The following is a 16,885-nucleotide window of genomic DNA, read 5'->3' as shown; positions in this document are numbered from 1 at the left end:
GAGAGGTTGCGCGAAGCGTCGCGGATCCGCATACTGTAAACGCTTGCAATCCTCGCAGGCGGAGCGAGCGCCCTCTGGCGCGAGATCGGAGCCGATCGCGCTCCCTGAAGACCGAGAGAGGTACACCGATGAAGGTGAACAGGAAGAGCGTCGTCGCATTCGGCGCACTCCTCATGGCCGGCGCACTGGCGCTGACCGGCTGCGGCGGCAGCAGCAACGGCGGTGGCTCATCCGCCGGAAGCGACAAGACCACGGGCTCGCTCACAGTCTGGGTTGACTCCAACCGCGCGGCTGCGATGAAGCAGGTCGCCGCCGACTTCAAGAAGGACAAGGGCATCACCATCAACCTGGTGGTCAAGGACTTCGGCAAGATCCGCGACGACTTCACCGCCCAGGTCCCCACCGGCAAGGGGCCCGACATCACGATCGGCGCGCACGACTGGATCGGATCCTTCGTGAAGGACGGCCTCGTCGCTCCGATCGAGCTGGGCGACTCCGCCTCCAAGTTCGAGAAGGTCGCCGTCTCCGCGGTCACCTACGACGGCAAGGTCTACGGCCTGCCCTACGCGATCGAGAACATCGCGATCCTGCGCAACACCGCGCTCGCCGACTCCACTCCGGCCAGTTACGACGAGATGATCGCCAAGGGCAAGGCCGCGGGCACCAAGTACCCGTTCCTGATCGGACTCGACGCGGCCACCGGTGACGCATACCACACGTACCCGTTCCAGACCTCGTTCGGCAGCCAGGTCTTCGCGCAGAACGCGGACGGCAGCTACGACGCCAAGAAGCTCACGATCGGCGACGAGGCCGGGCAGAAGTTCGCCACCTGGCTGGGCGCGCAGGGCGCGGCCGGCATCTTCAATCCCGGCCTGACCGGCGATCTCGCCAAGGCCGCCTTCAACGCGGGCGAGGCTCCGTACTTCATCAGCGGCCCCTGGAACCTGCCCGACGCGGAGAAGGCCGGCATCAAGGTCTCCGTCGACCCCATCCCGAGCGCCGGCGGCCAGGAGGCCCGTCCGTTCGCAGGCGTGCAGGCGTTCTTCGTGAACGCGAAGTCGAAGAACACCCTCGCCGCGAACGAGTTCCTGGTGAACTACCTCGCCACCCCCGCCGTGCAGACCGCGCTCTACAAGGCGGGCGGCCGCCCGCCGGCACTGACGGAGTCGTTCCAGGCCGCGCAGTCCGACCCCGCGGTGGCGGGCTTCGCCAAGGTCGGCGCCAACGCCGTGCCGATGCCGTCGGTGCCCGAGATGGGCTCCGTGTGGGACGACTGGGGCAAGTCCGAGGTCGCGATCATCAAGGGCGGCGACCCGGCCAGCACCTGGACGGGCATGACCCAGGCGATCCAGACCAAGATCGGCTGATCCGCTCATGAATCCGGTGCGGGGAGGCGCGCGATCACGCCGCCTCCCCGTACCCCCGCCCGCTGACGACGTTGTGAAGGGGTCGAGATGACGGGTCCTGCCGTGCAGGAGAAGACGCAGGAGTCCTCGGCCATGTCCGCCGAGGACAGGGCTCGCAGTCGCCGCCAGCGGCGGGCCGCCGCCTACGCCGAGGCCGCATCGGCCGGCTGGAAGGTGTGGCTGGTCAAGATCGTCGCGCTCGCAGTGATCGACGCCCTCGCGCTCTACGCCGTGTTCGCGCTCGCCGCGAGTGCGCAGTGGACGCCGGCCGTGCTGGTCGCCGTGGGCGTGCTGGCGATCAACGCCGTCTACCTCATTCCCGGCCTGCTGCCCGCGAAGTATCTGACGCCGGGCCTCGTGTTCCTGCTGATCTTCCAGATCTTCGTGGTGCTCTATTCCGGATACGTCGCCTTCACGAACTACGGATCCGGGCACAACTCCACCAAGGACGACGCGGTGCAGGCGCTGCTGCTGCAGTCGCAGACCCGCGTGGCGGACTCCCCGACGTTCTCCGTCAAGATCCTCGAGAAGGACGGGAAGTTCTTCTTCCTCACCGCAGAGCCCGGCAGCGACGAGCCGCTGATCGGCGGCGCCGACCGCCCGCTCTCCACCGAACCCGGTATCAGCGCCGACGGCGCCCCCGGCTTCACCACCCTCGACTTCCCGAGCGTCATCGCCCACCAGGACGACATCGCCGCCCTGGCCGTGCCGCTCTCGCACGACCTGAACAAGGGCTATCTCAAGACCACCGACGGTTCCAAGGCGTACCTGTTCACTTCGACGCTCACCTGGGATCCGAAGGCCGACACGATGACCGACACCAAGACCGGCGTCGTCTACAGCGACACCGGCCGCGGCGCGTTCACCGCGAAGGACGGCAAGGCACTGCTGCCCGGCTGGCAGGTGTGGGTCGGCGGCGACAACTTCGTCCGCGCGTTCTCGGACCAGTCCATCCGGGGCCCGTTCCTCGCGGTGCTGCTGTGGACCTTCGCGTTCGCGATCCTCTCGGTCGCGACGACGTTCATCCTCGGCCTGTTCCTCGCGATCGTGTTCAACGATCCGAAGATGCGCAGCCGCAAGTACTACCGGCTGATCATGATCCTGCCGTACGCGTTCCCCGCGTTCCTGTCGGCGCTGGTGTGGGCAGGGCTCTTCAACAAGGACTTCGGCTTCATCAACCAGGTCGTCCTCGGCGGGGCGTCGATCCCGTGGCTGACGGATCCGTGGCTCGCCAAGGCGGCGATCCTCATCGCGAATCTGTGGCTCGGCTTCCCCTATATGTTCCTCGTCACGACCGGCGCCCTGCAATCGCTGCCCGACGACGTCGTCGAGGCGGCGCGCGTGGACGGCGCAAGCGTGTGGCAGACGTTCCGGCTGATCAAGTTCCCGCTGCTGCTCGTGGCCGTCGCGCCGCTGCTGATCGCGTCGTTCGCGTTCAACTTCAACAACTTCGGGCTCATCTTCCTGCTCACCGACGGCGGTCCGCAGTTCACCGATGCGAGCATCAACGTCGGATCCACGGATCTGCTCATCTCGATGGTCTACAAGGTCGCCTTCGTCGGCTCCGAGCGGGACTACGGCCTCGCCAGCGCCTTCTCGATCATCATCTTCGTGCTGGTCGCCGCCATCTCCCTGATCGGATTCCGGCAGACCAAGGTGCTGGAGGATCTGAACTGACATGACCGACATCGCAAAGACCTCGGCCCCTGCGTCGACCGCGACCGCCGCGCTCCTCGCCGCCCCGGCGCGCCACCCCCGCCGACCGTTCGGCCGGTGGTTCCGGGAGACCGGCTGGCGGCACATCATCGGCGTCGTGATGCTCGTGTTCGCCGGCTTCCCGCTGGTGTACGTGCTGTCCGCCTCGCTGAACCCCGGCGGGACGCTGCTGAGCACGAACGGACTGTTCTCGAAGATCAGCGTGGACAACTACGTGCAGCTGTTCCAGGATCCGTCCCGGCCCTATGGCGCCTGGTTCCTGAATACGATCTTCATCGGCGTGCTCGCCGCCGTGTGCAGCGTGTTCCTGTGCGCGCTCGCCGCATATGCCTTCTCGCGCATGCGATTCCGAGGACGCCGTACGGGGCTCATGACCCTGCTGCTCGTGCAGATGTTCCCGCAGCTGCTGGCGATCGTCGCGATCTTCCTGCTGATGTCCGCGATCGGGGACATCTTCCCGGCGCTCGGGCTCAACTCGCAGATCGGCCTGATCCTCGTGTACCTCGGTGGCGCACTGGGGGCGAACACGTTCCTGATGTACGGGTTCTTCAACACGATCCCCGCCTCGATCGACGAGGCCGCGAAGATCGACGGAGCGGGTCACGCACGGATCTTCTTCACCATCATCCTGCGCCTGGTCGCGCCGATCCTGGCGGTGGTGGGGCTGCTCGCCTTCATCGGCATCACGGGCGACTTCCTGATCGCGTCGACCGTGCTGATCTCTCCGGAGAAGCAGACGCTCGCTGTCGGGCTGTACCAGTACGTGTCCACCGACGCGAAGAACTACGCGGTCTTCGCGGCCGGGGCCGTGCTGGCGGCGATCCTGCCGATGATCCTGTTCCTGTCGCTGCAGAAGTACATCGTCGGCGGCCTCACCGCCGGTAGCGTGAAGTAACGATCCTCGAAACACAATCCAAGGGCTCTGTCACGGCATCGGTCGTGCAACCACGTCGACTCCGGCGGGCTGCCGCCGCACCACGAAAGGCCTCGACATGACCGCTCTGCTCCCGCACCACGACGGATCCCCGCTGCACGTCTCCGACGACGCCCCCGCTCTGGGCGATGTCGTCCGAGTGCGGCTGCGCGTGCCTGCCGGCTACGGCCCGATCGCGGCCGCCCGCACCCGATCCAACCCCGACCACGAGCCGGAGTGGACCGACGCCGAGCGGATCGGCAGCGCCGATGGCTGGGAGTGGTGGGAGGCGCCGGTCACCGTGCGCAATCCGCGGCACGGCTACCGGTTCCTGCTGCAGCACGAGGACGGCCGGATCGAATGGCTGAACCAGACCGGCATCCACCGTCTGGAGACGCTCGACGCCGAGGACTTCGCCCTGGTCGCCGAACCCGCGCCGCCCGCCTGGCTGCACGAGTCGGTCATGTACCAGGTGTTCCCGGACCGCTTCGCCCGTTCGGCCCAGGCCGACGAGCACCCGACGCCCGACTGGGCGATCCCGGCGGACTGGGACACCCCGGTGGATCCGGTCATGCCGGGCCGGGCGCATCAGTTCTACGGGGGAGACATTCCCGGGATCGTGGAGCATCTCGACCACCTGGTCGAGCTCGGGGTCAACCTGCTCTACCTTACGCCGGTGTTCCCGGCCGCGTCCAACCACCGCTACGACGCCTCGAGCTTCCTGCGCGTCGACCCGCTGCTGGGCGGCGACGAGGCGTACGCGCACCTCATCGAGGAGGCGCATGCCCGCGGCATCAAGGTGATCGGCGACCTCACCAGCAACCACTCCGGCGACCGCCACGAGTGGTTCCGGGCGGCGTTCGGTACCCCCGGAGCGCCCGAGGAGCGGTTCTACTACTTCACGAACGACGACAACACCGAGTACGAGTGCTGGCTGGGTGCACGCAGCCTGCCCAAGTTCGACTGGGCCAGTGAGGAGCTGCGCAAGCGGTTCATCACAGGCGAGGACTCGGCCGTCGCCCGCTGGCTCAAGCCGCCCTATGGCGCCGACGGCTGGCGCGTCGACGTCGCGAACATGACCGGGCGCCTCGGGGCGATCGACCTGAACGCGGATGTCCGGCGGTTGCTGCGTGACACCGTGCGGGGGATCAACCCGGATGCGATCCTGCTCGGCGAGTCCACCAACGACGCCACGAGCGATCTGCAGGGCGACGGCTGGGACGGCGCGATGACCTATCCGTCCTTCACCCGCCCTGTATGGGCCTGGCTCAGCGAGCCGAACGGTGCTCCGTACCTCACCGCGGAAGGGGAGGAACGCACCGAGAGCTGGTTCTTCGGCATGCAGACCGGCGGCATCCCGCGCTACACCGCGCGCGACGTGGTCGACTCGATGGCCCGATTCACCGGGGGGATCCCGTGGCGGGTGCGGCTCGGCAACATGCAGCCGCTGGACACGCACGACACCGCACGGTTCGCCACCAACGCTGCACCGGGGACGGTGCCCGTCGCTGTCGGCCTGTCGATGACGCTGCCGGGGCTGCCCGTCGTGTTCGCCGGCGACGAGTTCGGCCTCACCGGCGTGGACGGCGAGGCCAGCCGCACACCGATCCCATGGGGGACAGAGGGGCAGCCGGATACCGCGGAGCGCATCGCGCTGTACCGCGACCTGGTCGGGCTGCGCCGCGCGCACCCCGTGCTCGGCACCGGCGGGCTGCGGTGGCTGCACGTCGACGACGACGGCCTCGTGTTCGTGCGGGAGTCGGCCGAGGAGACCGTGCTCGTGCTCGCCGCCCGGGGCGACGTCGACATCGAGCTCCCGGCCGGGGCGCTCGCGGGAGCCGCGGCGGCTGAGGCGCTGTTCGGCGACGCGACCCTCGCCGTCGCCGACGACGGCGCCGTTGCGCTCGCTGCCGAGGGGCCGGTGTTCGCCGCGTGGACGCTGCCCGGCGTGGCCGCGCCGGACGCCGGCTGAGCCCCGCACCTGAGCGCTCCCTGACGTCCGCCGAGGGTGCGGGCGACGCGTCCGCCGCGCGCCGCCCGCGCCCGCGCGCTCCGCTCTCGTACCCTCGGGGTATGGCACGGATCGGGGGGCGCAACACCGGGATCGCGTGGCTCGCGGGCGTCGTCTGCGCCGGGGTCATCGCAGGGCTCGTGTACCTCGCCGCGCCCATGGGGCCGGTGATGGTGACCTACTTCTCCGGCCTGCTGCATCGGTGACGCCGATCCGGATGTGACGCGGATCCGACCCGTGACGCGGGCGATGGATCCGGATACGACGCCGATCCGGATCCGGCATCCGCGGTTTCCGGCAGGTCTGCGCGGCGGTGCCCTGCCTCGGAGATAGCCTCGAATCACCGTATCCGTATGGAGGAGCTCATATGAGTGACCACGAGGTTTCGAAGCCGGCGCAGGCGCACGACGTCGACGACGCCGTGGCCGCCGCGCCCGAGGCGGACGCCCAGGGTGCCGACACCGCGGCTGTCCCCGCTGAGGGCGCCGCGGTCGAGGCCGCAGTCGTGCAGCCGGCCCCGGCCGAGGGCGCCGACGCGCATGTCCCGGCCACTGCAGTCGAGCGCACCGGCGAGGATGTCGCCGATGCCGTGCAGCCCGACCATGCCGCCGTCGCACAGAGCGCGAACGAGAGCCTCGCCGAGGCCGAGCGCGCCGCCGACGGGGCGACTGCCGCGGATGCGCGTGCCGCGGACCAGCGTGCCGCGGACGCCGATCTCGCTGCTTTCGAGGCGGCTGAGGCGGCATACCCCGGCACGTTCGGCGGCACCTTCACTCCGCCGTCGCCCGCCGAGACCCCCGCCGTCATCGCCGCGGCGGCCGCCACGGAGACCTCGATGTTCGAGAGCCCGACCACGCGCGTCGACACCGCCGCCGAGGCGCCCACGCAGGTGCTCGCGCCGGCCGTCATCACCCCGGGGGTGACCGAGGTGCCGCCACCCATCTTCGTGCAGGCTCCCGAGCCTCCGCGCGAGCGCGGCAACCGCGGTGCGATCTTCGGCATCGGCCTGCTGGCGGCCATCGCCTTCGCGATCCTCTACCTCGGCACCGCCCTGGGCATCGCCGCGTTCGACGGCAAGGTCACCACCGACAGCATCGGCACCTACCTGCTCGACCAGCTCCGCAGCCCTGGGCTGTGGATCCCGGTCGTCGTGTTCGCGATCGGATTCTGGCTGCTCGGCGGCATCATCAACCGCGGGCGCTGGGGCTACTGGGTCGTCTTCGGGATCATCGTCGGCGGCTTCGCGTACGGCGGCCACCTGCTCGGCGCGATCGGATCCGTCGAGTTCTGGAAGCTCGGTGCGACTCAGCTGGCCGAGAACGTGAACGGTCAGCTGCTCGCCCCGCTCGCGATCGCCGCGTTCATCTTCGGCCGCGAGCTCACCATCTGGTTCGGCGCCTGGGCCGCCCGCGCCGGCGCCCGCCGCACCGCGCAGAACGACGAGGCGCAGCGCGAGTACGAGCGCGTCCTCGAAGCCGGACCCCAGCTGCCGTAGCGGCGCCGGCCTGCACCGCAGGAGAGCATCACGAACGATTTCCCGCCGAACCCCCGCGAGCCACCGCCCGCGGGGGTTCGTCCTGTCCTCGCCTGGGTGATCGGGGTCGTCTCGTTCTTCGCGCTGGCCATCATGGGGCTCGGAATGCTCAGCCTGCTCACGGAACACGACCTCATCGCGGTGCCCCGGCTCGGCCAGTTGCCCGGCATCGTCGGCATGGTGCTGGCCGTGGTGGTGTTCGCGCTGTCGCTCCGGGGCGTGCTCGCGAACCCGCATCCGTCGTTCGTCGCGACGGTCTTCCTCGCGCTCGGCGCGGCGCTCGTGCACCTGGGCGGCGTGTGGGGAGCCGCGGTGGCGGAGGGCGCGGGAGCGGTCGACGCCACGGCCGCCGCCGGGCAGCTCGTGCTGGGCGGGGCGAGCGCCGTCATCGTGATCGCCGCACTGATCGCGGCGTGGGTGGCGATCGCACTGCGTCGCACGGAGGCCCGGCCTCCCCGCTGGCCGTGGGAGAAGGACGACGACGAGCAGCCCTGACGCGATCGTCCTGCCCCGCGCGGCGGCTGACGTCGCATGCCGAGATCAGGTGAGTCGCCCGAGAACAGGGCGGATCCGATCGGGATCCTCCTGTTCTCGGTCCATCGACCTGATCTCGGCCGGCACCGCGGCACTCGATCTCGCGTGCCGCGACCTCCCGGGCGTGTCCGCCCCGTACGCTGGAGGCGTGGAGCGCTCGCTGGAGACGCAGGTCGACCTGGCTGTGGAGGCCTGGCTGCGCTGGGTGCCGCGCTGGGAGCCCGCCACCCACCGCGGGCGGGTGGCGCCGTGCCGCCGCTGCCTGGGCTCTCCCGTGCTCTCCGCCGCGGGCATCGGCGGGAACGTGCCGCACGGCGTGCAGCACGGACTGTCCACCCGCATCAAGACCATCGTCGACCACGCCGTCGCCGAGTACACCGCGCGGAACCTGCCGATGCTGCAGGGCGAGCTCGACCAGCAGGCCGCCCGCAATCGCGCCCGCGCCTACCGCCCGACGGAGGACCTCGAGCCCGAGTACGAGGGCATGCCGCTGGATCCGGATCCGGTTCCCGGCGCCCCTTTCCTGTTCACGCTCGCCGGGATGGCCGACGAGGATGCGGGGGAGCTGCCTCCCCTGCCGCCGCTCAGCGACGATGCGAAGGCCGCGCTGCGCCACGAGGTCGCCCTCGCCGACGACTACGCGAACGTCGTGGGTCGCGAGATCTGCGGGCTGCTGCTCCGGCACCGCCTGCGAGTGCAGGCCGCGATCAGCGAATACGTCGAGCCGCAGATCGAGGCGATGCTCGCCGAGCTGACCGAGGCGCTGGACTCGCCCTTCGACCCCGACACGCTCTGACCGGATCCGCGCGATCGGAGCCGGATCCGCGAGCGGATCCGCTCGCGCAGCCGAACATTCCCTGGGAGACCGGATCCGGACTGGCGTTCGATGGCTCACAGATCCGGGCGGTGCTCGTCACGCATCAGGGCCTCCGCCCCGCGGATCGGCGCCCGGCGCGCCGTTCGTGCGCATTTGACCGGGCGTGTTACGGCGCATTACCATAGAGCGGGTATGCGTGTGTCTTGACGCGCGCGTACCGGGCACCGGCATTCGCCGGTTCCGCCCCCACGGCATACCCACCATTCAAACGCACGTCGTTCTCGGCGCGCGGGCGGGTCTGATGTGAACCCATCACGCTGTCACCGTGCAGCACAACAAGGAGAAGCAGTGCCAACTATTCAGCAGTTGGTTCGCAAGGGTCGTTCGCCGAAGGTCACCAAGACCAAGGCTCCCGCTCTGAAGTCGAACCCGCAGCAGGCCGGCGTGTGCACCCGCGTGTACACCACCACCCCGAAGAAGCCGAACTCGGCGATGCGCAAGGTCGCTCGTGTGAAGCTCCGCAACGGTACCGAGGTCACGGCCTACATCCCCGGTGAGGGCCACAACCTGCAGGAGCACTCGCTGGTGCTCGTGCGCGGTGGTCGTGTCAAGGACCTCCCCGGTGTCCGCTACAAGATCGTCCGTGGCGCCCTGGACACCCAGGCCGTCAAGAACCGTAAGCAGGCTCGTTCCCGCTACGGCGCGAAGAAGGGTTGAGTTAGATGCCTCGTAAGGGCCCCGCCCCCAAGCGCCCCGTTGTCAACGACCCGGTCTACGGTGCTCCGATCGTCACCTCGCTGGTGAACAAGATCCTGGTCGACGGCAAGAAGTCCCTCGCCGAGTCGATCGTCTACGGCGCCCTCTCGGGTGTCGAGGCGAAGAACGGTCAGGACGCTGTCGCCACCCTGAAGAAGGCGCTCGACAACGTGCGCCCGACCCTCGAGGTCCGCAGCCGCCGCGTCGGTGGCTCGACCTACCAGGTCCCGGTCGAGGTGAAGCCGCACCGCGCGAACACCCTCGCCCTCCGCTGGCTCGTCAGCTACGCCAAGAGCCGCCGTGAGAAGACCATGACCGAGCGTCTCCAGAACGAGATCCTGGACGCCTCGAACGGCCTGGGCGCCGCGGTCAAGCGCCGCGAGGACACTCACAAGATGGCCGAGTCGAACCGCGCGTTCGCGCACTACCGCTGGTAATCACCAGTCGGGCCGGGATCGGATCCGGCTGCCTCGCTTGTCGAGACATCGGATCCGGTCCCGGCACCCCACACTTTTCCTTCGTCGCGTGACGACAGCAAGAAGATAAGGACACACCCCCGTGGCACAAGAAGTGCTCACCGACCTGAGCAAGGTCCGCAACATCGGCATCATGGCGCACATCGATGCCGGTAAGACCACGACGACCGAGCGCATCCTGTTCTACACGGGTGTGAACCACAAGATCGGCGAGACCCACGACGGCGCCTCGACGACCGACTGGATGGAGCAGGAGAAGGAGCGCGGCATCACGATCACGTCTGCCGCCGTGACCTGCTACTGGAACAAGAACCAGATCAACATCATCGACACCCCCGGTCACGTGGACTTCACGGTCGAGGTGGAGCGCTCGCTCCGCGTCCTCGACGGTGCGGTCGCCGTGTTCGACGGCAAGGAGGGCGTCGAACCCCAGTCCGAGACCGTGTGGCGTCAGGCTGACAAGTACAACGTCCCCCGCATCTGCTTCGTCAACAAGATGGACAAGCTGGGCGCGGACTTCTACTACACCGTCGACACCATCGTGAACCGCCTCGGCGCCAAGCCGCTCGTCATGCAGCTGCCGATCGGCTCCGAGAGCAGCTTCGTCGGCGTCGTCGACCTCATCGAGATGCGCGCGCTCGTCTGGGCCGGTGACTCCAAGGGTGACGTGACCATGGGTGCGTCCTACGAGGTGCAGGAGATCCCCGCCGACCTCAAGGACAAGGCCGAGGAGTACCGCCAGGTGCTGCTCGAGACCGTCGCCGAGAGCGACGACGTCCTGCTCGAGAAGTTCTTCGGCGGCGAGGAGCTCACCGTCGCCGAGATCAAGGGCGCGATCCGCAAGATGACGGTCGCCTCCGAGATCTACCCGGTCCTGTGCGGCTCGGCGTTCAAGAACCGCGGCGTCCAGCCGATGCTCGACGCCGTCATCGACTACCTCCCGAACCCGCTCGACGTGGGCTCGATCGAGGCGCACGACCCCAAGGACTACGACACGATCATCGAGCGTCACCCCGACGCGAAGGACCCGTTCGCGGCCCTCGCGTTCAAGGTCGCCGTGCACCCGTTCTTCGGTCGCCTCACCTACGTGCGCGTCTACTCGGGCGAGCTCGAGTCCGGTGCCCAGGTCATCAACTCGACCAAGGGCAAGAAGGAGCGCATCGGGAAGATCTTCCAGATGCACGCCAACAAGGAGATCCCGGTTCCCGCGGTCACCGCCGGCAACATCTACGCCGTCATCGGTCTGAAGGACACCACCACGGGTGACACCCTGACCGACCCGGCATCGCCCGTCGTTCTCGAGTCGATGACGTTCCCGGAGCCGGTGATCGAGGTCGCCATCGAGCCGAAGACCAAGGCCGACCAGGAGAAGCTGGGTGTCGCCATCCAGAAGCTCGCCGAAGAGGACCCCACGTTCCGCACGGAGCTCAACCCCGAGACCGGTCAGACGACCATCAAGGGCATGGGCGAGCTGCACCTGGACATCCTCGTGGACCGCATGAAGCGCGAGTTCAACGTCGAGGCCAACGTCGGCAAGCCGCAGGTGGCGTACCGCGAGACGATCAAGAAGGCCGTCGAGAAGTACGACTACACGCACAAGAAGCAGACGGGTGGATCGGGTCAGTTCGCGAAGATCCAGTTCACGATCGAGCCGCTCGACCTCGACTCGGAGAAGTCGTACGAGTTCGTCAACAGCGTGACCGGTGGGCGCATCCCGCGCGAGTACATCGAGCCGACCAACCAGGGCTTCCAGGACGCGATGGCGGCCGGCGCGCTGGCGGGCTTCCCGATGGTGGGCGTCAAGGCGACCCTGCTCGACGGCGCCTCGCACGACGTCGACTCCTCGGAGATGGCGTTCAAGATCGCGGGCTCGATGGGCTTCAAAGAGGCCATCAAGCGCGCGAACCCGGTGCTGCTCGAGCCGCTCATGGCCGTCGAGGTGCGTACGCCCGAGGAGTACATGGGCGACGTCATCGGCGACCTGAACTCGCGTCGTGGTCAGATCCAGTCGATGGAGGACGCCCAGGGCGTCAAGGTCGTGCGCGCGTCGGTCCCGCTGTCCGAGATGTTCGGCTACATCGGCGACCTGCGCTCGAAGACGTCCGGCCGTGCCGTCTACTCGATGGAGTTCGACAGCTACGCTGAGGTCCCGCGCGCCGTCGCCGACGAGATCGTCCAGAAGACCAAGGGCGAGTAAGCCCTAGGAGCCTGTGAGGCTCGGACCCTGAGCCTGTCGAAGGGCCGGGCCTCACAGGCACTCAGACAACTTCACATCGTCTCTCTACTAAACTGAGAATCAAACCCGTAGGAAAGCGGTCACAATCCAGTGCCCGGTGCCCCTACATGACGTCCTGAGGAGGACCCAGTGGCTAAGGCCAAGTTCGAGCGGACCAAGCCGCACGTGAACATCGGAACGATCGGTCACGTCGACCACGGCAAGACCACGCTCACCGCTGCGATCTCGAAGGTGCTCGCCGACAAGTTCCCGTCGGCCACCAACGTTCAGCGCGACTTCGCGTCGATCGACTCCGCGCCCGAGGAGCGTCAGCGCGGTATCACGATCAACATCTCGCACGTCGAGTACGAGACCCCGAAGCGTCACTACGCTCACGTCGACGCCCCCGGTCACGCCGACTACATCAAGAACATGATCACCGGTGCGGCTCAGATGGACGGCGCGATCCTCGTGGTCGCCGCCACCGACGGCCCGATGGCGCAGACCCGTGAGCACGTGCTGCTCGCCAAGCAGGTCGGCGTGCCGTACCTGCTCGTCGCGCTGAACAAGGCCGACATGGTCGACGACGAGGAGATCCTGGAGCTCGTCGAGCTCGAGGTCTCCGAGCTGCTCGCCAGCCAGGGCTTCGCCGAGGACGCGCCCGTCGTGCGCGTCTCGGGCCTGAAGGCGCTCGAGGGTGACGAGAAGTGGACCCAGTCCATCCTCGACCTCATGGAGGCCGTCGACAACTCGATCCCCGACCCGGTGCGCGACAAGGACAAGCCGTTCCTGATGCCGATCGAGGACGTGTTCACGATCACCGGTCGTGGAACGGTCGTCACGGGCCGCGCCGAGCGTGGCACCCTCGCGATCAACTCCGAGGTCGAGATCGTCGGCATCCGCCCGACGCAGAAGACCACGGTCACGGGTATCGAGATGTTCCACAAGCAGCTCGACGAGGCGTGGGCCGGCGAGAACTGTGGTCTTCTTCTTCGTGGCACCAAGCGCGAGGACGTCGAGCGCGGCCAGGTCGTGGTGAAGCCGGGTTCCATCACCCCGCACACCAACTTCGAGGGCACCGCGTACATCCTGTCCAAGGACGAGGGTGGCCGCCACAACCCCTTCTACACGAACTACCGCCCGCAGTTCTACTTCCGTACCACCGACGTCACCGGCGTCATCTCGCTGCCCGAGGGCACCGAGATGGTCATGCCTGGTGACACCACCGACATGTCGGTCGAGCTGATCCAGCCGATCGCCATGGAGGAGGGCCTCGGCTTCGCGATTCGTGAGGGTGGCCGTACCGTCGGCGCCGGCACGGTCACGAAGATCGTCAAGTAAGCATCTGCTTCCGCGTAAAGGGGTCGAGCCTTTGGGCTCGGCCCCTTTGTCGTTCCCGCGGTGCTCCGGCTTCGGGCCGGGTCTTGTCGAAGGCCAGGTCCGCCGTGCAGAATGGCGAGGTGCGAGCCGACAGCCGGCTCGATCAAGGGAGGGGAACCCCATGGGTCTCGGAGACGCCATCAACGACGCGGTGAACAAGGGCAAGGAGTTCTTCGAGGAGAACAAGGACAAGGTCGAGGAGCTGCTGCACAGCGAGCAGGCCGAGGGCGTCAGCGACACCGTGCTGGGTGGCGCTGCGGACCTCGCCAAGAAGGTCGCCCCCGGGGCTGCCGAGCAGATCGACGGCGTCCGCGACAACCTCGACAAGCAGGTCGGCAACGAGTGATCTCGAACTGAGAACTTTCAGAGGGCGGAGCGCAGCGGCGCTCCGCCCTCTGTCGTGTGCCGGATCCATCCGCGGAGGATCCGGCCGGCGTTCCGAAGCCAGGAGCCCTTCCGAGAGGCGGCCTGGTACGAGCGCGGAATCCGGGGGTGACAGCGGACCCGCACTCGATATACTGCGGATGTCCTGTGGGAGGACGAGTAGGAACAGATCGCTGCTGGGGAGCGGGTCGTTGTGAACATCGAAGATTACTGGCGTGTCGTCCGTCGGCACTGGGCCGCCATCGTGCTGAGCACTGCACTGGGCGTGGCTGTGGCGTTCGGCGTCAGTCTGCTGATGCCCAAGGTGTACACCGCCGACGCGAGCGGATTCGTGGTCTCGCAGAGCAGCGGCTCCACGGGCATCGCATCTCTCGGCGACACCTATGCGAAGTCCCGGGCGAAGTCCTACATCGAGATCGCGAAGAACCGGACGGTCGCCCAGGCCGTCATCGGGCAGCTCGGCCTCAAGATCTCGCCGCAGGCGCTCGTCAATCGGATCTCCGCGTCGGTGCCGCTCGACACGGTGACGCTGCGGATCACCGCCCAGGCTCCCACGCCGCAGGAGGCGCAGGATCTCGCGAACGCGTGGATCCGCGCGCTGGCGGTCGAGGTGCAGAAACTCGAGAGCGGGCAGGTGCTGACGCAGGTCGGCGCCGCGGCGACGGGGGACGCCACCTCCTCGGACACGGGAGACGGAAGCACCGCGAACGCGGCGGTGGTCGCACTCGTGCCGGGGGACACGGCGGTGCTGCCGAGTTCGCCGAGCTCCCCGAACACGAGGCTGAACCTGCTGCTGGGCGCTCTCATCGGCCTCGCACTCGGCATCGCGTGGGCGCTGGTGCGCAACACGGCGGACAAGCGGATCCGCTCCGCCTCGGCCGTCGAATCGACTTTCGGGGTTTCGGTGATCGGAACCCTCCCCGCCGACCCGAAGCTGACGGGCAGCGAGCAGCGTCTGATCGCCACCTCGAGCGCACGCGCCGACAACGAGCACCTGCCGCTGGCCGAGGCACTGCGCGAACTGCGCACGAACATCCAGTTTCTGCACGTGGACAATCCGCCGAAGGTGATCGTGCTCACGAGCCCCCTGCCCGGGGACGGCAAGTCGACGGTGGTGGCGAACCTCGCGCTCGCGATCGCGGAGTCCGGCAAGCACGTCGTGCTGGTGGACGGGGACCTGCGCCGGCCCACCGTCGCGAGCACCTTCGGTCTGCCCGGCGTGGCGGGGCTCACCGATGTGCTGGTCGGCAACGCCGATATCGGGGATGTGCTGCAGCGTTCGGTGCTGCACCGCAACCTTTTCCTGCTGGCGGCGGGCACGGTGCCGCCGAACCCGAGCGAGCTGGTCGGCACGATTGTGATGCACGATGTGCTGCGCACCCTGTCCGAGCATGCGATCGTGCTCGTGGATGCGCCGCCCCTGCTGCCTGTCACCGACGGCGCGATCCTGTCCACGCAGGGCGACGGCGCGATCGTCGTCGTCAGGGCCGGGACCACGCACATCGACCAGCTCGGCAAGGCGCTGTCGAACCTCGAGAAGGCCGGGGCGAGTTCCCTCGGCGTGGTGATCAACCAGATCCCCCTGCGCGGCATGGACCGCACCGGGTACGGCTACTACGGCGGCGGGTATGTCGGCAGGAACAGCGGGTACGTCGCCTCCGACCCGGGATCCGCCGAGTTCGACGAGCTGATCGGACAGGTGCGGCGATGACCGCCGAGATTGTGGCGGGGGTGCAGTCCTCGTCGGGCGCGCGTTCGGGCTCCGCGTCGACGGTGCCCCCGTCCGCCGTGTCGCCGGCTGCTGCCGTCGTGTCGCCGGCGGGTGTTGTTGTCGCGTCGCCTGCTGGCGCCGCGTCGCCGGGTGCTGCCATGTTGGCGGGCGCCGTTGTGCCGTCGGCCAGTGCGGCCGTCGTGCTGCCGGGCCCCGTTGTGCCGCCGGCTGGCGCCGCGCAGCTCGTGGAGCGCGAGTTCGGCGATGTGCGGATCCGACTGACTCGGGCGACCGGCGGGGTGCTATCGCTGACCGCGGGCAAGGGCATGCTGGCGGTGCACGGCGTGCGTCGCGGACGCGTGGCGGTGCGCGGAGGATCCGCACCGTTCGAGGTGACGCAGAACGGCGCGATGCTGATGTCGGATTGCACCGCGATGGCGGCGGTGCTGCGACCGAGCGAGCTGATCTCGATCACGGTGCCGGTGCCGCCGGGGGAGGAGGTGGCCGCCGGGGTCCGCCCCGCGGCCGGTGGCGAGACGCTGCTCAGCGGCGTGATCGCGTTCGCCGGGGAGGTCGCGACCGCGGTCGACCGCGAGGCGATGGGCGTGCCGCATCCTCACATCGAGCTCCTCATGCGGGACATGGTGGCGCGGCTGCTGACTGTCGAGGCCGTGCAGGAGGCGCCCAGTCCGATGCGGCGCGCGCTGGCGGTGATCATGCGCATGCACGCGGATCCCCGGCTCGGCTCGCGGCGGATCGCCGAGGCTGTGAACCTGTCCGTGCGGCAGTTGGAGCGGCAGTTCCACGCGCATGGCACGACGATCGCCCGGGAGGTGCGGCACGCGCGGCTGGATGCGGCGGTGCGACTGCTCAGCGAGGATCCGACCGGCACATCCAGCATCGACGAGATCGCGCATCGCGTCGGGTTCTCGGGAGGCTCGCCGCTTGCCAGGGCGATGGTGCGCGAGGGCCTGCCCTCGCCGTCGGCGGTGCGAATGGGCGTCAGGTTCGCGAGCTGAGGCCGGCGGCCCG

The 16,885-nt window shown here is 68.5% G+C and carries 15 protein-coding genes; all 15 read left to right on the top strand.

The genetic code is table 11. The annotated features are described in order from the left end of the window. Window positions 1-128: 128 nt before the first annotated feature. Window positions 129-1,367 carry a sugar ABC transporter substrate-binding protein gene (locus tag ACTJI8_RS14120; protein WP_440734044.1) on the top strand — a complete coding sequence of 413 codons (1,239 nt, stop codon included), beginning with the start codon at window positions 129-131 and terminating at the stop codon, window positions 1,365-1,367. A gap of 87 nt (window positions 1,368-1,454) precedes the next feature. Continuing rightward, entirely contained in the window at window positions 1,455-3,083 is a 1,629-nt protein-coding gene (locus tag ACTJI8_RS14115) for an ABC transporter permease subunit (RefSeq protein ID WP_440734043.1), read from the top strand. Window position 3,084: 1 nt separating this feature from the next. Then, on the top strand, window positions 3,085-4,017 hold the full coding sequence (locus ACTJI8_RS14110; RefSeq protein ID WP_440734042.1) for a sugar ABC transporter permease: 933 nt from the start codon (window positions 3,085-3,087) through the stop codon (window positions 4,015-4,017). Window positions 4,018-4,114: 97 nt separating this feature from the next. Further along, window positions 4,115-6,007, top strand: a complete 1,893-nt coding sequence (locus ACTJI8_RS14105; RefSeq protein WP_440734041.1) for a glycoside hydrolase family 13 protein — start codon at window positions 4,115-4,117, stop codon at window positions 6,005-6,007. Window positions 6,008-6,108: 101 nt separating this feature from the next. After that, window positions 6,109-6,252, top strand: coding sequence for a hypothetical protein (locus ACTJI8_RS14100; RefSeq protein WP_440734040.1), 144 nt, complete (start codon window positions 6,109-6,111; stop codon window positions 6,250-6,252). Window positions 6,253-6,413: 161 nt separating this feature from the next. Beyond that, a complete protein-coding gene (locus tag ACTJI8_RS14095; protein WP_440734039.1) occupies window positions 6,414-7,541 on the top strand; it encodes an ABC transporter in 1,128 nt (375 codons plus the stop codon). Between the two features lie 96 nt (window positions 7,542-7,637). After that, window positions 7,638-8,075 carry a hypothetical protein gene (locus ACTJI8_RS14090; RefSeq protein ID WP_440734038.1) on the top strand — a complete coding sequence of 146 codons (438 nt, stop codon included), beginning with the start codon at window positions 7,638-7,640 and terminating at the stop codon, window positions 8,073-8,075. A 187-nt stretch (window positions 8,076-8,262) separates the two neighbouring features. Then, a complete protein-coding gene (locus tag ACTJI8_RS14085) occupies window positions 8,263-8,910 on the top strand; it encodes a spermidine/putrescine ABC transporter substrate-binding protein (protein WP_440734037.1) in 648 nt (215 codons plus the stop codon). A gap of 369 nt (window positions 8,911-9,279) precedes the next feature. After that, window positions 9,280-9,648, top strand: coding sequence for a 30S ribosomal protein S12 (rpsL, locus tag ACTJI8_RS14080; RefSeq protein WP_017201609.1), 369 nt, complete (start codon window positions 9,280-9,282; stop codon window positions 9,646-9,648). 5 nt (window positions 9,649-9,653) lie between these two features. Further along, window positions 9,654-10,124 carry a 30S ribosomal protein S7 gene (gene rpsG, locus ACTJI8_RS14075; protein WP_045271034.1) on the top strand — a complete coding sequence of 157 codons (471 nt, stop codon included), beginning with the start codon at window positions 9,654-9,656 and terminating at the stop codon, window positions 10,122-10,124. A gap of 121 nt (window positions 10,125-10,245) precedes the next feature. Beyond that, complete coding sequence (fusA, locus tag ACTJI8_RS14070) at window positions 10,246-12,360, top strand: elongation factor G (protein ID WP_440734036.1); 2,115 nt, start codon at window positions 10,246-10,248, stop codon at window positions 12,358-12,360. Between the two features lie 168 nt (window positions 12,361-12,528). Next, window positions 12,529-13,719 carry an elongation factor Tu gene (tuf, locus tag ACTJI8_RS14065; RefSeq protein WP_105686027.1) on the top strand — a complete coding sequence of 397 codons (1,191 nt, stop codon included), beginning with the start codon at window positions 12,529-12,531 and terminating at the stop codon, window positions 13,717-13,719. 160 nt (window positions 13,720-13,879) lie between these two features. Then, window positions 13,880-14,104: a hypothetical protein gene (locus tag ACTJI8_RS14060; protein ID WP_440734035.1), complete on the top strand. Its 225-nt coding sequence runs from the start codon at window positions 13,880-13,882 to the stop codon at window positions 14,102-14,104. Between the two features lie 231 nt (window positions 14,105-14,335). Further along, complete coding sequence (locus ACTJI8_RS14055) at window positions 14,336-15,853, top strand: polysaccharide biosynthesis tyrosine autokinase (protein ID WP_440734034.1); 1,518 nt, start codon at window positions 14,336-14,338, stop codon at window positions 15,851-15,853. After that, entirely contained in the window at window positions 15,850-16,872 is a 1,023-nt protein-coding gene (locus tag ACTJI8_RS14050) for a helix-turn-helix domain-containing protein (RefSeq protein ID WP_440734033.1), read from the top strand. Before ACTJI8_RS14055 ends, ACTJI8_RS14050 begins: the two co-directional genes overlap by 4 nt. Window positions 16,873-16,885: the final 13 nt, after the last annotated feature.

This window comes from Microbacterium sp. 22303, from assembly GCF_052045265.1.
Lineage (GTDB): Bacteria > Actinomycetota > Actinomycetes > Actinomycetales > Microbacteriaceae > Microbacterium.
Note: the sequence above shows the minus strand (reverse complement) of the source record. Positions and strands in the feature narration are given on the sequence as shown.

Bases quoted from the DNA above. Each gene is read 5' to 3' on its own strand.
- ACTJI8_RS14120 (WP_440734044.1), top strand. From the start codon at position 129: ATGAAGGTGAACAGGAAGAGCGTCGTCGCATTCGGCGCACTCCTCATG.
- ACTJI8_RS14115 (WP_440734043.1), top strand. From the start codon at position 1,455: ATGACGGGTCCTGCCGTGCAGGAGAAGACGCAGGAGTCCTCGGCCATG.
- ACTJI8_RS14110 (WP_440734042.1), top strand. From the start codon at position 3,085: ATGACCGACATCGCAAAGACCTCGGCCCCTGCGTCGACCGCGACCGCC.
- ACTJI8_RS14105 (WP_440734041.1), top strand. From the start codon at position 4,115: ATGACCGCTCTGCTCCCGCACCACGACGGATCCCCGCTGCACGTCTCC.
- ACTJI8_RS14100 (WP_440734040.1), top strand. From the start codon at position 6,109: ATGGCACGGATCGGGGGGCGCAACACCGGGATCGCGTGGCTCGCGGGC.
- ACTJI8_RS14095 (WP_440734039.1), top strand. From the start codon at position 6,414: ATGAGTGACCACGAGGTTTCGAAGCCGGCGCAGGCGCACGACGTCGAC.
- rpsG (WP_045271034.1), top strand. From the start codon at position 9,654: ATGCCTCGTAAGGGCCCCGCCCCCAAGCGCCCCGTTGTCAACGACCCG.
- ACTJI8_RS14060 (WP_440734035.1), top strand. From the start codon at position 13,880: ATGGGTCTCGGAGACGCCATCAACGACGCGGTGAACAAGGGCAAGGAG.
- ACTJI8_RS14050 (WP_440734033.1), top strand. From the start codon at position 15,850: ATGACCGCCGAGATTGTGGCGGGGGTGCAGTCCTCGTCGGGCGCGCGT.